At 46.0% G+C, this 15,233-nt stretch carries 11 protein-coding genes; 7 read left to right on the top strand and 4 right to left on the bottom strand.

Annotated features, from left to right (window positions below; translation table 11 throughout):
- Window positions 1-22: 22 nt before the first annotated feature.
- Window positions 23-1,402, bottom strand: a complete 1,380-nt coding sequence (locus GQF01_RS31095; RefSeq protein ID WP_161410940.1) for an aminotransferase-like domain-containing protein — start codon at window positions 1,400-1,402, stop codon at window positions 23-25.
- 145 nt (window positions 1,403-1,547) lie between these two features.
- On the opposite strand from GQF01_RS31095, the gene blaOXA reads away from it, so the two are divergent.
- The 4 genes from blaOXA to GQF01_RS31075 all read left to right on the top strand — a co-directional run bounded on the left by blaOXA (window position 1,548) and on the right by GQF01_RS31075 (window position 4,797).
- Window positions 1,548-2,339, top strand: coding sequence for a class D beta-lactamase (gene blaOXA, locus GQF01_RS31090; protein WP_235960751.1), 792 nt, complete (start codon window positions 1,548-1,550; stop codon window positions 2,337-2,339).
- Between the two features lie 113 nt (window positions 2,340-2,452).
- Window positions 2,453-2,923, top strand: coding sequence for a GlcG/HbpS family heme-binding protein (locus tag GQF01_RS31085; RefSeq protein WP_161410938.1), 471 nt, complete (start codon window positions 2,453-2,455; stop codon window positions 2,921-2,923).
- A gap of 199 nt (window positions 2,924-3,122) precedes the next feature.
- Entirely contained in the window at window positions 3,123-3,608 is a 486-nt protein-coding gene (locus GQF01_RS31080) for a DUF2975 domain-containing protein (RefSeq protein ID WP_161410937.1), read from the top strand.
- A gap of 322 nt (window positions 3,609-3,930) precedes the next feature.
- Window positions 3,931-4,797, top strand: coding sequence for an SDR family oxidoreductase (locus GQF01_RS31075; protein WP_161410936.1), 867 nt, complete (start codon window positions 3,931-3,933; stop codon window positions 4,795-4,797).
- A gap of 136 nt (window positions 4,798-4,933) precedes the next feature.
- On the opposite strand, the gene GQF01_RS31070 is transcribed toward GQF01_RS31075, so the two are convergent.
- From GQF01_RS31070 to bglX, 3 genes are all read right to left on the bottom strand, one after another.
- Window positions 4,934-5,899, bottom strand: a complete 966-nt coding sequence (locus GQF01_RS31070; RefSeq protein ID WP_161410935.1) for a LacI family DNA-binding transcriptional regulator — start codon at window positions 5,897-5,899, stop codon at window positions 4,934-4,936.
- A gap of 99 nt (window positions 5,900-5,998) precedes the next feature.
- Entirely contained in the window at window positions 5,999-9,340 is a 3,342-nt protein-coding gene (locus GQF01_RS31065; protein WP_161411140.1) for a GH36-type glycosyl hydrolase domain-containing protein, read from the bottom strand.
- A gap of 31 nt (window positions 9,341-9,371) precedes the next feature.
- Window positions 9,372-11,534 carry a beta-glucosidase BglX gene (bglX, locus tag GQF01_RS31060; RefSeq protein ID WP_161411139.1) on the bottom strand — a complete coding sequence of 721 codons (2,163 nt, stop codon included), beginning with the start codon at window positions 11,532-11,534 and terminating at the stop codon, window positions 9,372-9,374.
- Window positions 11,535-11,955: 421 nt separating this feature from the next.
- Here bglX and GQF01_RS31055 point away from each other — a divergent pair, with 421 nt between their 5' ends.
- The 3 genes from GQF01_RS31055 to GQF01_RS31045 all read left to right on the top strand — a co-directional run bounded on the left by GQF01_RS31055 (window position 11,956) and on the right by GQF01_RS31045 (window position 15,071).
- A complete protein-coding gene (locus GQF01_RS31055; RefSeq protein ID WP_161410934.1) occupies window positions 11,956-13,215 on the top strand; it encodes a sugar ABC transporter substrate-binding protein in 1,260 nt (419 codons plus the stop codon).
- A 90-nt stretch (window positions 13,216-13,305) separates the two neighbouring features.
- Window positions 13,306-14,193: a carbohydrate ABC transporter permease gene (locus GQF01_RS31050; protein ID WP_145660451.1), complete on the top strand. Its 888-nt coding sequence runs from the start codon at window positions 13,306-13,308 to the stop codon at window positions 14,191-14,193.
- A gap of 20 nt (window positions 14,194-14,213) precedes the next feature.
- Window positions 14,214-15,071, top strand: a complete 858-nt coding sequence (locus GQF01_RS31045; RefSeq protein ID WP_161410933.1) for a carbohydrate ABC transporter permease — start codon at window positions 14,214-14,216, stop codon at window positions 15,069-15,071.
- Window positions 15,072-15,233 lie beyond the last annotated feature (162 nt).

Below are 15,233 nucleotides of genomic sequence, written 5' to 3'. Positions count from 1 at the left end.
TCACATATAGGGGTCGTCTTTTTTATTCTAAATCCTTACTCACAAATCTCACTTCGGTCCGTCTGCTGAGCAGCTCGGCTATCCCTCTTGCGATTATCTGAACGCCTCTCTCAATCAAATCCTCATCCACTTGAGAGATACTGAGACGGATCACGTTGTCTTTGGCGAAATCTGGAAGATACATACGCTCTGCATGATCCACCAACACATGTTGATGCTTAAGGTGTTCCTGCAGCTGCTTCGCCTTAATCGGAATGGGCAGTCTGATCGTGGAATAGAAACCGGATAAAGAACCCGAATAGGTGGCAACAGTCATCAGCCACTTCTGGAAAGCTTGCTGAAGGAGCGTGGCCTTCCTGCTGTATAGCTTCCTCATACGCTCAATGTGCGCATTGAACATTCCGCTCTGAAGATACATCTCCAGTGCGCCTTGCGTTAGCATCGGCGTATGTACGTCTGCAGCAAACTTAGCTCGCAGGAACTCTTCCCGCAATACGTCAGGGAGTACAGCTAAGCCGAGTCGGAGACCGGGCAGCATCACTTTCGAGAAACTTTTAACATAAATAACTCTACCAGAAGGATCGTAGGCAAACATCGGGTCTGCCTTCAGATTCGCGTCTAAATCTCCCATATAGTCATCTTCAATAATATACACATCATATTGCTGAGCTAATTCGACGATCTTTTGCTTCGTTTCATTCGTATGGCTGTGACCTGTCGGATTGTGAAATCTAGAGACCGTGTAGAACAACTTAATATCGTTATGCTTAAAAAGCTCTTCCAACTGCGTAAGATCAATGCCCTCACTCCCTACTTCTATGCCATAAGCCTCGCTGCCATGCTGACGAATAGACTCAATAAACCCAGCATGCGTAGGCTGCTCTAGACATATATTTCGCTTGCCGTTTGGAAAAGGCAGGGATACCAACAGATGCAGAGCTTGCTGCGAACCAGATACGACATAAATTCTCTCGGGTATCGTGAACACCTGAAGATTCTGCAAATGCCGAGCCAGTTGGACGCGAAGCGACCCAAGCCCTTGAATGTCCGAATAGGTGAACATCTCTTCTTTATATCGTTCAATAGCCTGATTGATACAGTGTTGGAAATCCCGATAGGGCATCGCCTGTCGATCAGGTCCAGCAGAGAGGAAGTCAATTGTGTCAGGCTCTCCCTCCATTTTTTCCCGTCTGCGATAGCCCTCCACGACATAGAAACCGCTCTGGGGAACCGAATAGATGATATGCCGTTTCTCTAATTCCCCGTAAGCTTTCATCACCGTATTTTTGCTACAAGCAAACTCCTGGGTTAGAACACGAATAGATGGCAGCTTGTTCCCCGGCTTCAATGATCCCTCCTCGATACGCTTCATGATCTGATCCACTATCTCTTCATACAGCATATTTCCTCCCCTCTCCTTCCAAACTGTACGGGTACAATTCAAGAATAATCACCTATATAATCCCTGTCATTCCTCGTATACTCAACGTGAAGAAAGTAAATAATTGCCATTTTAAATCAAAGAGGAGTGATTCATGATGAAAAAAATGAAGATGATCGTACTACTGCTCGTTGCTATGCTGATTACAAGTACAGGCCCTTATGCCAGTATCGCGAACTCGGCTAGCGCTAAGCCTGCTATCAAAGAGCTCCATGTGGAAGAATTGTTCCATGGGATTTCAGGTACAATTGTTATGAAGAATCTGAAGACGGATAAAATGTACACCTATAACCTCCAGCGGAGCAATCAGCGTTTCACGCCGGAATCCTCATTCAAGGTTCCAAATGCACTAATCGGCTTGGAAGAGCATGCCGTGGAGGATGAGTACGAAGTCAAGCGCTGGGACGGGATCGTCCGGGAATTTGACGTCTGGAATCGGGATCATACCCTTGCTTCCGCCATGAGAAATTCCGCTATCTGGTATTACCAAGCCATGGCCCTCGACATTGGCGCTGAACGGATGCAGAGCAATCTCGATCGAATCGGGTATGGCAATCAAGACATTAGCGGTGGAATTGATACGTTCTGGCTGAACAGCTCCCTGACCATTTCCGCACAAGAGCAAGTTCAATTCATAGAGAATCTTGTGGAAGAAACGCTGCCGTTCCATGAGCAAACGATGAAAACGGTCAAACGTATGATGATCGATAACGAACAGGATGCCTACACCGTTCATGGCAAAACAGGGACAAGATTATCCGACCTAGGTCTCGGATGGTATATTGGCTATGTGGAGACGGGGAAAACTTCCTGGGTTTTCGCCACCAATGTGGATAGCAGCGGTACGACTGCCAAGACGATTACGCTTGAATGTCTCAAGCAAATGCACGTTATATGAGACTCTTATTATTATAATCATTTCATAGATTTGGAGCACCTGTTATTGCATTCACCCCACTGGGGGAATGACCATACAATATCGGAGCATCCAAATTCTGAGGAGTGAACATGATGTACAAACTGACGTTAGAGACGGCAAAATATTTAATCGAAATCGCCGAGCAGAAAGCTAGGCAAATGGGGCTGAATAGCTCAATCGCGATCGTTGATGATGGCGCGAACTTGATTGCTTTCCATCGGATGGACGGTGCACGAATTGCTGGGATCGAAATCTCCCAAGGCAAAGCGTGGACTAGCGCAGCTATGCAAATGCCAACAGCCAACCTAGCGCAATCGGCGCTTCCAGGCTCCCCCTCATTCGGTATCAACACGACCAATCACGGTAAACTTACCATCCTAGGCGGAGGCATACCTCTCATGAGCCACGACAGAGTTATCGGTGGGATTGGTGTAAGTGGAGGCACGAGCGCTCAAGATATCGAAGTAGCGAATGCCTCAGTTAATGCTTTTACTAGCATGCATGGTGCTAGAGACCCTTGGACGGCTAGTGCTCGTATCGGTTCTAACCAATCATACAGGTAAGCGATTCTTTTGACGTTTCTTGTCACGACAGAGCTGTAAGAGGACACGAAAATATATGAATTTAGAGCATTTCTTATTAATGAGAAATGCTTTTTATTTTGTAACAATAAAAATAACATAAATAACAATATAAATTTATTGTTTATCGATAAGTTATATGCTAAGATCATGTTGTCATTAAATAAGTGAGGTGTTTTAAATGAATGTTAAACGAGGTTCAACGACTTTCTTAAAGGTAATTATTTTTCTGGCTGGAATTGCAGTGCTAGCTTTGTGTATCTGGTTGCCTGGGATAACCGTTAGAGATGCAAGGATACATCCAGATACGGCTTACTTCCTAATCCCCTTTTTAGTATGTGCATACGGATTCTGTATTGCGTTTACGGTTGCGTTATATCAAGCATATAAACTGTTAACCTACATCGAAAAGAACAATGCTTTCTCGGAATTATCCCTTAAATCTTTGAAGATTATAAAGAAATGTGCTTTTACAGTTATTTTCCTCATTTCGTTAGCAATCGTAAGCTTAAGGGTGCTTGCTAAAGTTACAGGTAGTGATGATGCAGCGGGTCCTACCTCATTATGTCTAATGGGCATTTTAGCAACAAGTATCCTCGCAGCCATTGTGGACGCACTGCAAAAGCCATTAAAAAATGCTCCAGATATAAAATCAATAAATGAATGATTAACGGATATGTAACGGCAAGATAATCGAAACGAATTCTTGTATCGAATTCGACCCCATTCATTCCTTCTAATCAATAAGAATATAACATGAAATGCGTTGGAATAAATAAATGAGATCCAGTATGATGGCATTATTAAATTTCAAATGGGGTATGTGCACAATAAATCGAAATTTCGGCAAGGGAAGCCAGTTCAGATTAATGTATCTCATTCATGTTAAAGTTATACTATAAGGCGAGCTCGTTCATACCGGAACAAGCAGATAATGAATTTGACGAACTGTTTTATAAAAGCACATTACTGTAAAAGGAGAAGTAAAAATGATCCTTATAACTGGAGCAAACGGGAAAACTGGTCGTGCGGTAATTAAAGCTTTGCTTTCTAAAGGTGAGCAGATAAGGGCTCTTGTTCGTAGAACTGAACAAATCGAGGACATTCAATCATTAGGTGAGATGGAAGTCGTTACAGGAGATATGCTGGATCAAAAGGCTGTAAATGAGGCATTCGTCGGAATTAGGGCTGTATACCACATATGTTCAGCTATGAATCCCGATGAAATTCAAATCGGACAAGTCATCATACAAGCAGCTCGCTTGGCCAAAGTTGAACATTTTGTCTTCCATTCCGTCATACATCCCGTCATTCAAGAAATGCCGCATCATCAGAAAAAACTCATGGTTGAGGAGCTCCTGGTGAATTCAGGTATCCCCTATACGATTATTCAGCCAGGCGTATTTATGCAGAATATACTAGAGTCTTGGAAGTCGCTTAGTGAAAAAGGTATCTTTCAGCAAAAGTATTTTACGACTCAAGAAACTCGCATATGTATGATTGACTTAGAAGACTTAGCCGAAGCAGCTGCAATCATTCTTACTCGTCCGGGACATATATGGGCTTCATATGAACTTTCTGGACCTCAGAATTTATCATTGTCTGATATGGTAGCAGCAATGGAACAGCATTTTGGCCATGAAATCAAAGTTGAAACGCCTCAAGACGAAATGTTTGCAGCACAATTAAAAAAGCGTGGATCAGGAGACTATCAAGTAAATACAACATTAAAGATGTTTCAACATTACAACGAGCATGGATCTATCGGTAATTCTAATGTTTTAACGTGGATATTAGGTCGAAAGCCGAATGATTTTTCATCCTTCATTCTAAGAACATTAGAAAGCAAGAACTGATGCTGGAAGAAGGCAAAGTCACGCAACCTGATGTAACCCACAAAAGCTCATTCGTAAAATGAATGAGCTTTTATCTATTGCGCTAATTGTCACGAGGGAGAGTCTTACTCAAATAACGTCCATAAGCTGGCTGATCTCATCCTTCTCCAACCGACTCACCCTTAATCAGACTTACATAAACCCGCTCATGTTCCACTTTCTCTCCCCCAATCAGCTTAATAAGCTGCTCAGAAGCCAAAGCCCCCCACTTGCGTTTGGAGTAATCGATCGTTGCGAGTCGCGGCTGCGTATACTGCGTCAGCTCGATGTTGTCGAAACCGATAATGTGGATATGCTCACCGATCCGGAAATCCGTTTTCAACAGGGTGTTGTACAAGCCAATGGCCATTTCATCGTTCATGCAAAAAACAGCGACAGGTTCTTTATATTCTCGTATAATTTGTTCGGCAGCTCTTTCCCCGGAATCCTTATTGAAATTACCCTCAATCTCGACATAAATCAGATCGGAATGCCGCTCAATGGTTTGTTTAGTTGCCTGTAATCGCTGTTTGGAGTCGTAGGAATCCTTCGGTCCTGTTAAGACATACAGCTTCCGATGGCCTCTTTCAATCAAATATTCGACAGCCAGAGTAGCACCTGCTTTATTGTCGAGAAGCACATGATTAATGTTCGAATGGCTCAATTCCCGGTCCAGCACAACCAATTTATGTCCACGGTCTGCCAATTGCAGCAGTTCTTCGCTAGCGAACGAGTGGTCCAAGACAACAGCCCCGTCAATCATCCGCTGTGGCAGCAAGCGGTGGGAGTAGGAACCGCTGCAGACGATCAGATCATAACCTCTTTTGTTCAGTACCTCTTTCATCCCCTGCAGAATTTCTCCGTAAAACGCCCCGCTGAAATCAGTCAAATAAACACCGATGATTTTGGAGACCCGCTTCTTTAACGTTCTTGCCGCGGCATTCGGAACATAGTTCAGCTCGCTGGCTATCTTCAAAATCCTTGCGCTCGTTTCCTCCGTCACCTTGGGGTTTCCGTTGAGCGCATAGGACACGGTCGAGATAGAAACGCCCGCTTTTTTGGCAACATCTTTAATGCTGATCACAGAAACCGCTCCTAACATCTACACTTTCGTTTTCTTCTTACTATATCATAAAGAACTTTTCAAAAGGAAAAAGGCGATCCTTAAGATCGCCGATTTTTCTTACAGATACACATCAATCACATTTGTTTCTTCATTAATAAGCGTGTTAAGATCCTGCGCGCTGATGCGGAGGCCACCCTGGCGATAACGGTTGGCGGTTGCTTCGGCACTCACTTCTTTCTTGTTAACCGTCACATAACTAGCGGACCGCTCTTCTAAATGATAGATGAACGTCACAGGGCGTCCCAGCACTTGGAAATCGAACTGCAAACCATCCAGTTCTTGCGGAAGCACAGGATCTAGAACCAGGTCGCCGCCTTCCAAGCGAATACCCAGGACATTCGAGATCAACTGGTTCATGTAGATTCCCGGACCGCTGGAGTAAATTCTCCATCCGCCTTTGACCGGTACAGCGCCGTCCTTCAGCTCTCCGAAACGCTCCTGCGCTTCGTAACGCGTGCCAAACTTTCCGTCCGAGCTGCTGAAGTAGCTGTTGCTCTGACGCAGTTCCGCATTCGGCACAACATGTTGGATGCCGACTGGATTAATCATCTCGAGTCCCTTCCAGGCTTCATCGGCTTTGCCCAGCTTGGCCATGGCCTCGACGAAACGGATGTGAGCGTGGACGTACTGCAGCCCGATCTCTCGGCCGAAGTTAGCCGCTTGCTCAGCTCGCTTGAAGTTCGTGCTGATACCGCCGACATAGTTGGCAGGACGGTTCATCAAGCGGACGCCGTCTGGATAATACAGCTCTTTTTTAATGAGATCATAATGGGAAATGGCTTGTTCTTCTGTTAAAAGCTCGCCGATCATACTGCGCGTCATCGGAAGCAGACGGTATTGAATCCCTGTCTTGTTATCCGTAGGATGCAGCATCAATTCCGCTTTGCCTGGCTCCTCCATGTATACGAAGCCCGGAATGACATCCGTTCCCAGCATGTAGCTGTTGAAATCAGCCTTGATACCTGCGGCCAAATCTCTTAGCTCCGCTGCCAGCTGTTCGTCAACTTCACTAACCGCCGCTGACAATTGGTTGAACACCTGATAAGTTAAAGCAACAGTCCAGCTGCTAACCATATATTTCTTTAGCTGCGCATTCGCCGGCTGAAGTGTATCATCCCAATCACCATCGCCATAGGAGGAAAGATGAGTGCCATGAAGGAAATGATTTTTGATGTAATCAATTTCTTTTTTGGCATGATCAAATAGCGTCGCAGCCTCTTCCGTAAATTCGAACACATGCCGCTTCGTATACGGAACTTTCTCCTGGAGAATACCAAAGTCTTTGGTAGCTGCCAAATAGTCGCTTAACACTTTCAGTGGCCACACGATGATATCGCCATGGCTTTCTTCCTGCTGAATCGCCGCATAACGGTCGAACATGAACCATTGAGGCCAGTTGCCGTCGTCTTCGTACTGATGGGAATAGACGGTTTTGAGAATGTCGCGCACTTCACCGTATTTTTGCGTTGCAAGGAAGTATTCCGCTGGACCTTGGCACACATCGCGTGTTCCCCAAGCGGCACCTCCATACTGCTCCAAACCGTGCGGGACGGAGTAGTGCACTAGCATATTGTGCGTATACCACCAGGCAAGCGTATTGACTTTCTCCAAGCTGTCAGCTGCGCCACCGTTCTGTGACAGATGGAACCCATTCATCACACTGGCAAAAAAGTCCCGGTAACGTGCAATCTCATCCGTTGTGTCTACCTCTGTGAATGGCAGAGCTTCATCTCTCAGGAGTCCCTGAATGGTCAAGCTCCATTCACTGCTGGCGTCAAGCTCCATCACAACAGTGGAAGCAGCTAGGGGCTGAACGTTTTGCGCGAGCATCGTTTCGTTGCCAACTCTCATGTTAGCACCTGCAACGCGCACTCGGTAGCACAACTGCGGCCAAACCTTCGCGCTGTCGGAATCAGGGGACGCATAGAAGGACAACGTTTGTCCTTCCTGCTTGCAGCTGAAATACGATTCGTATTCGTTGTTGTTCATCGTGACTTGATTGGTTACAAGGAAACGATAAGCCTTTCCACTTTGGGAACGAACTCGCAAATGGATTTCCGGCGTGTCCACGGTAGTCAGGTTCGTGATCACAAGCATATCGTCCGCCATTTTGTAATACCAACGCGCATAGTTGAAACCAAGTTCAAACATCGACGGCATGGTGAGCAGACGGTATTGGCCTTGAACCTCCACGTAAATGCGCTGTCCTGATGTTTTCATCACATTTAAGGCATTCCGTGCATTCGTCAACATTTTGTTGAACGATGTGTTTCCAACAACCACCTGTGAGTTGAAGATACCGTACATATAGGAAGTGGTCGTCATCACATCTTCTTTCAGGCGAGCATTATCGCCAGACATGAGGATGTGTCCATGCGGGCGTTCTACGAGAAGCTCTTTTTCCTTCAGAATAACGTGTTCATGAGTTTCCGTGAAAAAGGATAGCAGCTTGTCTCCGTCAAACTCTTCCTGACGTCTGTTCGGGAAATAATGGGCAAGCTCATCTTGGGTCATTGACAAGGTGGTCAATGGTACACCTAGATGACCGAAAAAAGTCACCTTATCAAGCTCCTGGTTGAATGAATGGCTTTGAGCACTAGCTTCTTCCCATGCGCTTAGAATTTCGGAGTTATATTCCAGTCCTTGAATGGTCTCTGGATGATCAGACTTAAACAAGCCGTAGAAAACAAAACGCGCCGTACCCTTCACCTTCACACGCTCGGATTGCAGGGCTGTGAACGCAAATTCGTACTGGTACACTTCGTTCGCAAGCTGGTTTTGAGACAACGCTTCAGGCACATTCGTTTCCTTGTACGATAAACCGTAGAACTGGAAACCATCCGTCGAATATCCGACTAGCTTGGTTAAACCACCTTGCTGCAAGTAGGGGAACGCCCCTTGTTGCGGCATATTTTGACGAGAGCAGACGGCATAGCCGTTTTCGCCATTCGCAAAGGCCGCGTGGTCGATATATTGTGATAAATAAGCTTCGTTACTGCGAACAGCGCCTTTATCAGCAAGGCCAACATCTTGACCGTACATGACGTCAACTTCCGCATCGCCCTTCACCTGGACTTCCCAGAACCAGATGTCATGCGTTGTCAGATGAAAAGTTAATTCGTATTCGAGCCCTTCAGCCACACCTTGCCAAGATACTTTAGATGCCGAGTACTGCACTTTGCTTACTGAGCGAGCGCCCATCAGTGGTACAATTTTGATTCCACTAGAAGCGTGTACGCGCAAATAAAGGTTATTTAGTGATCCATCAACGGGATTAGCAACCCATTGGTTAATCATGATGTTCTTATACAGGATTTCGCGAATATCCCCGCTGCTAAGGAAGGAAAATTGCAAATTTCCCGACTTCAGTTGAAAATCCGCCTGTTCGGCAGCTGCCATGTTGTTCACTCGCTTTCCTCATGCTTACTATTTACTTGATTAATTGAAATGAAAGTGCTTGTAAAACATCCCTGCTGCTGCTGCCAACGAAAACAGCGAACTCCCCAGCATCGCTTAACAAGGACAAGTCGGAATGATGGTAACGAAGCTGCTCCTCCGTCAATAAGAACGTGACTTCCTGAACCTCACCCGGTTGCAGCTTGATTTTACGGAAACCTTTCAATTCTTTTAACGGACGGACCACTTCGCCTGCCACATCACGCACATATAGCTGAACAACTTCTTCTCCAGCGACTTCGCCCGTATTTGTAACCTTCACAGTCACTTCAAGCGATTGACCCAAAGCCATCCGATCTGATGAAATCGAAGCGTCGCTGTACGCGAAAGTCGTGTAACTCAAGCCGTAACCGAAAGGATAAAGTGGTGCATTGGGAATGTCTAGGTACTGAGAAACATAACGCACTTGAGCATCAGGAGCTCCTTGAGGGCGTCCTGTATTAAAGTTGTTGTAATAGACGGGCACTTGTCCAACAGCAAATGGGAACGACATCGTCAATCTGCCCGATGGATTGCTATCCCCGTACAGAAGGTCTGCGACCGCCGCACCACCTTCGGTTCCGGGGTACCATGCTTCAAGCACGGCATCCACTACGTCGTACACACCGTGAAGATCCAGCGGACGACCATTGAATAGTACCGCTACCATCGGCTTGCCAAGGCTTTTCAGCTTGGCCGTCAGCTCAAGCTGAGCATCCGGCAGGCGAATATTCGCTCGACTGCCTGCTTCACCGCTCATATCCGAGTGCTCGCCGAGGGCTAACACGATGACATCAGCTTCGCGCGCCACGCTTAATGCTTCCTCTAGTTGCGTTGCTGTCACGCTCTCAATATCGCTGCCTTGAGCCGTAACGATGCGGGACGTTTTTGCTTTCAAGCCGTCATACAGTTGAACGGCTTCCTCTTTTGAACCCAACCATGACCATGGACCGAGGATATCTCCGTTTTGAGCGAACGGGCCGATTAATGCTATGTTTTGTTCCTTCTTAAGCGGAAGCACAGACTCATTTTTCAAGAGAACGCAGGACTTCACTGCCAAATCACGCGCGGCCTGGCGATGTTCTGCACTCAGGACAATCTCACGTTCACGGTTAACATCAGCACCGCGATACGGATTATCGAACAATCCCAGCTTCTGTTTCAGCTCTAGAATGCGAAGAACAGCTTCGTCGATCAGAGCTTCATCGACTTCCCCGTTTTCCACAAGCTGCTTCAAATGATTCTCGTAACAAGTGGTCATCATTTCAATATCGACACCCGCGAGTAGGCTTTTGTAGGCTGCTTCTGCTTCGTCGGCAGCTACGCCATGCGGGATCATTTCTTTCACAGCGCCCCAATCGGAGATAACAACACCGTCAAAGCCCCATTCTTTCCGAAGCAAATCGCGCATTAACCGTTTGTTGCCTGCCGCTGGAATACCATCTACCGTGTTGAACGCTGTCATCACTAGTTCAGCGCCTTCATCCAAGGCAGCCTTATAAGCAGGCAGGTAATATTCCCGCAGTTGACGCTCCGACATGTCGACCGTATTGTAGTCGCGGCCGCCTTCCCCTGCTCCATAGGCTGCAAAATGTTTCACGCAGGCAGCAAGACGCGTAAGGTCGTTCTTCAAATCTTTTCCCTGATACCCGCGGACAAAAGCCCTAGCAAATTCTCCGTTCAGGTAAGGATCTTCACCTGTCGTTTCCATAACGCGGCCCCAGCGGGGATCACGTACCAAATCAACCATAGGTGAGAAAGTCACATGTACCCCGGCAGCAGATGCTTCCGCCGCAGCAATTTCCGCGCTTCGTTCAGCCGCTTCCAAATCCCACGAGCAGCTGATAGCCAGCGGCACAGGGAATATCGTTTTATAACCGTGGATAATATCCGCCATGACAAGCAGCGGAATTCCCAGACGGTTCTTTTTCATATGAGCTTCTTGGACGCTGATCGTTTCTATTGCACCCGACAGCCCCAGTACGGAGCCCGTATTTTTTACAATGTCATCGTTAATGCCCATGGACGCCATTGGGCCTGTAATCTGCCCTTCTGTCCCCGATCCATCGAAGAAAGGAGCGGCCAACTGCAACAGTTGGGATATTTTCTCTTCCAAAGTGAGCTCTTTAAGCAGAGCATTCAATTGTTGATCCGTCATCACGATGCCTCCTTTGGCTTCATTCATTTGATTTCAATCTGGATAAAGGATAGATCGAAACGTTTCGATTCATATTATAAACACTATAAAAAATGACGTCAACCTATAGAAGTGAGCTTATTTTAGTTTTCCAAACGTTTTTATTATTTAAAAATAACTAGTTGAAAACGATATCAAGTTGTTTTATAATGACATCGAAACGTTTCTATTGACCAATGTAGAGTTTTTATATTATTTTTTATAGTGAATCGAAACGTTTCTCAGATTAGTAGGATAGCATATCGTATTTCTATTATTTAGTAGGGATTCCGATTTTATTCCTGAGAATATGCGGTTAAAAAATATAACCATATAACTAATATTTTCTTGAGTAACCGTGCACCCTATTAAACAAATGAACAACAATTGGGAGGAAAAGGAAATGCGTAAACAAATCACAACAGTGTTGGCCGGGACCTTATTGGTAGCGGGAGTTCTTACAGGATGTGGTTCTAAAAGCGAGACACCGCAAAGCTCTGGAAGTCCAGCAACAGGCGGTTCGCAAGTAACACTAAATGTTTGGGGAATGGGCGAAGAGGCGAAATCGCTCCCGAAAATCGCAGAAAAATTCATGCAAGACAATCCAAATATCAAAATCAATGTACAAGCCCTGCCTTGGGATACGGCGCATGACAAGCTGCTCACAGCTGTTGCTTCCAAGAAAGGTCCTGACGTTCTTCAAATGGGTACGACCTGGATTCCGGAATTCGCATCTGCCAAAGCCTTGATGGATTTGAAACCGGAACTGAGCAAATATCCGGAGTTCGCAGAAGCCAACTTCTATCCAGGAGCGGTCAACACAACCAAACAAGGTGAAACTGTCGTTGGTGTTCCTTGGTATATTGATACTCGTGTTCTTTACTATCGTACGGATCTATTAAAATCCGTCGGCTTTAACGAAGCTCCGAAAACTTGGGACGAGTTGTCCGACGCTGCTAAGAAATTAGCTGCACGCGGTAACGGCAACTACGGAATCAGCATCGATGCGAAAGAGCAATCCCTAGCATTCATGTTCGCTCGCCAAAATGGTTCCAAGCTGCTTGACGGCAACAAACCGCTTTTCAACCAACCTGAATTCGTAGGCGCGGTTGATTACTTGAACAGCTTCTTCAAAAATGGCTCTGCGCCGAAAGACCTTGGCATGGACATCGTTCCAGCTTTCCAAAAAGGGATTACGCCAATGTTCATCAGTGGTCCTTGGATGATCAAGCTGATTAACGATCAAGCTCCTGATATCAAAGACAAATGGGCTACAGCTGTTCTGCCTAAGAAACTGAACAACACCTCTTCCTTAGGGGGTTCGGATCTATCCGTCTTCCAATACACAGAGCATAAAGACGAAGCACTCAAGTTCTTGGCTTATATGAGCAAGCCAGAAACACAGCTGGAGTGGCTGAAGCTGACTAACACATTGCCTGCAACGAAGAAAGCTTGGGAAGATCCTGCTCTAACGAACGATGCGAATTACAAAGTGATCGGGGAACAAATGAACGCTTCCGAGCCGATGCCACTGATCAAATCATGGGAAGAAATCGCTCAAAACGTGCTGAAAACTTTTGAAAACATTTATCGTGGCGGCGCCAATGTGCAAACTGAATTGGATGCTTTCAACAAAAAATCCGAATCCATCCTTTCTAAATAAAGATATTTCCACTACACAGCTAGCCGGCTTATGCTGGTTAGCTGTTCAATGCTACAAGCACTTCATCCCTCGGAAAGGAGAGGATTTGTCATGAAGGGATCTGCCGCCAAAAGAGCGCCCTATTTCTTTATTGCTCCAACATTGATTCTGTTAACCCTGTTCTCTGTGATCCCGATCCTGATTGCCTTGGTGATTAGCTTCACGAACATGGACTTAGCTGGGCTAGCCGATTATTCAAATATCAAATTCATTGGCCTGCAAAACTACAAGGATGTACTTTCTGACTCGATTTTTATAAAAGCGATCTTCAATACGTTGTTCTACGTTGTGATCGGGGTTCCACTGGTTATCCTCTGTTCACTTGGCGTCGCAGTACTTATCAATTTCGGAACCTCCCGTATTTTTAAAGCGTTCCGTGTCGTCTATTACCTACCTTCCGTGACCAACGTTGTTGCCGTCGCTGTCGTATGGTTCTACTTATACAATCCGACATTCGGGTTATTAAATTACTTGCTCAAACTGGTTCACCTTGGACCTGTTCCTTGGTTGACACACCCTATCGTTGCGAAAATATCGCTGATATTACTAGCGTTGTGGAGAGCCATTGGCCTCAATATGATTATTTTCATTGCCGGTCTGCAAGGGATTCCGAAATCCAATTATGAAGCAGCCGAGTTAGACGGGGCGACCCGTTTGCAGCAAATGTGGTACATTACGATCCCGATGCTGCGTTTCGCCATCTTTTTCGTCTCCATCACAACGATGATTGGTTGGCTGCAGTTTTTCGAGGAGCCTTTCATTATGACCCAAGGCGGTCCCTTGGACAGCACGACATCCGTTGCCCTGTTCATTTATCGCAATGGTTTCCAGCTAAGTCACTTCGGTTATGCAGCAGCTGGCTCGTTCATTCTGTTCTTCTCCATCATCATCGTGACACTGATACAATTCCGCTTCCAGAACAAGGATACGGATCTTTAATGAGAAAGGGGGCATCAATCATGTCCGCAAAATCTGCTTCAAACCGGTCAGTAGGTTCGGGTACGAACGATCGGCTGCTACAGTGGTTGGCTGGTATTGTCCTGACTCTGTTCGGACTCATGATGCTGTTGCCATTTATTTGGATGGTTTTGTCTACCTTCAAATCGGAGAGCGAAGTGCTGAGCATCCCGCCTACCCTGTGGCCGAACGCTTTTACGCTTGCTAATGTGAAAAAGCTGTTCATTAGCATGAACTTCGGTGTTTATCTGGGGAATACGCTCAGTATCGTCGTTTTCTCCTTTGTTGGTATGTTTCTTAATGCAATGGCGGGCTTTGGATTTGCCAAATATCATTTCAAAGGGAGCAAAGCACTCTTCTACATCGTGCTCGCGACCATGATGATTCCGGGACAGGTAACCATGATTCCGGTTTATCTCATCCTTAACGCGATGCATTTGACCAACACCATGATCGGCATTGTCTTGCCAGGGCTTGTTGGCGCATTCGGTATCTTCTTGTTCCGACAGTTCATGGTTACCATACCGGACGAATTACTTGAAGCCGGCCGTATGGAAGGTGCCGGTGAATTCCGTACCTTCTTGCAAATCGTGCTTCCGATCTCGAAGCCGATTCTGTCCGTTCAGGGGATCCTGACCTTCATCGCAGGCTGGAACAGCTTCCTCTGGCCGCTGATTATCGCTAATGATGAAAAGCTGTATACCTTATCCGTTGGACTCTCCTTGTTGAAAAGTCAGTCCAACCAAAACTTCGCCTTGCAGATGGCCGGTGCTACCTTAATGGTTGCTCCGATCATTATCATCTTCATCATTTTCCAAAGACACATTATTGAGAATTACTCGACTTCAGGCATGAAGTAAGATCAATATCAAAGCTGGCGAGCCGCTTCAGCGGCTTGCCAGTTTTTTTATATGCAAAACAACCACTTCCCCCTTACTACACACATTCACTACTCACCTCTCCTAACCATTACCTTCCCCCCTCACTACATACTACATCCATCACCATCACCATCTCCCTCA

Source organism: Paenibacillus silvestris (assembly GCF_009882985.1).
GTDB classification, from domain to species: Bacteria; Bacillota; Bacilli; order Paenibacillales; family NBRC-103111; genus Paenibacillus_E; species Paenibacillus_E silvestris.
This window is presented reverse-complemented; position numbering and strand designations above follow the sequence as displayed.

Coding starts and splice junctions, on each gene's coding strand:
- GQF01_RS31045 (WP_161410933.1), top strand. CDS start 14,214: ATGTCCGCAAAATCTGCTTCAAACCGGTCAGTAGGTTCGGGTACGAAC.
- GQF01_RS31095 (WP_161410940.1), bottom strand. CDS start 1,402: ATGCTGTATGAAGAGATAGTGGATCAGATCATGAAGCGTATCGAGGAG.
- blaOXA (WP_235960751.1), top strand. CDS start 1,548: ATGAAGATGATCGTACTACTGCTCGTTGCTATGCTGATTACAAGTACA.
- GQF01_RS31065 (WP_161411140.1), bottom strand. CDS start 9,340: ATGGCAGCTGCCGAACAGGCGGATTTTCAACTGAAGTCGGGAAATTTG.
- GQF01_RS31075 (WP_161410936.1), top strand. CDS start 3,931: ATGATCCTTATAACTGGAGCAAACGGGAAAACTGGTCGTGCGGTAATT.
- GQF01_RS31050 (WP_145660451.1), top strand. CDS start 13,306: ATGAAGGGATCTGCCGCCAAAAGAGCGCCCTATTTCTTTATTGCTCCA.
- GQF01_RS31085 (WP_161410938.1), top strand. CDS start 2,453: ATGTACAAACTGACGTTAGAGACGGCAAAATATTTAATCGAAATCGCC.
- GQF01_RS31080 (WP_161410937.1), top strand. CDS start 3,123: ATGAATGTTAAACGAGGTTCAACGACTTTCTTAAAGGTAATTATTTTT.
- GQF01_RS31055 (WP_161410934.1), top strand. CDS start 11,956: ATGCGTAAACAAATCACAACAGTGTTGGCCGGGACCTTATTGGTAGCG.
- bglX (WP_161411139.1), bottom strand. CDS start 11,534: ATGACGGATCAACAATTGAATGCTCTGCTTAAAGAGCTCACTTTGGAA.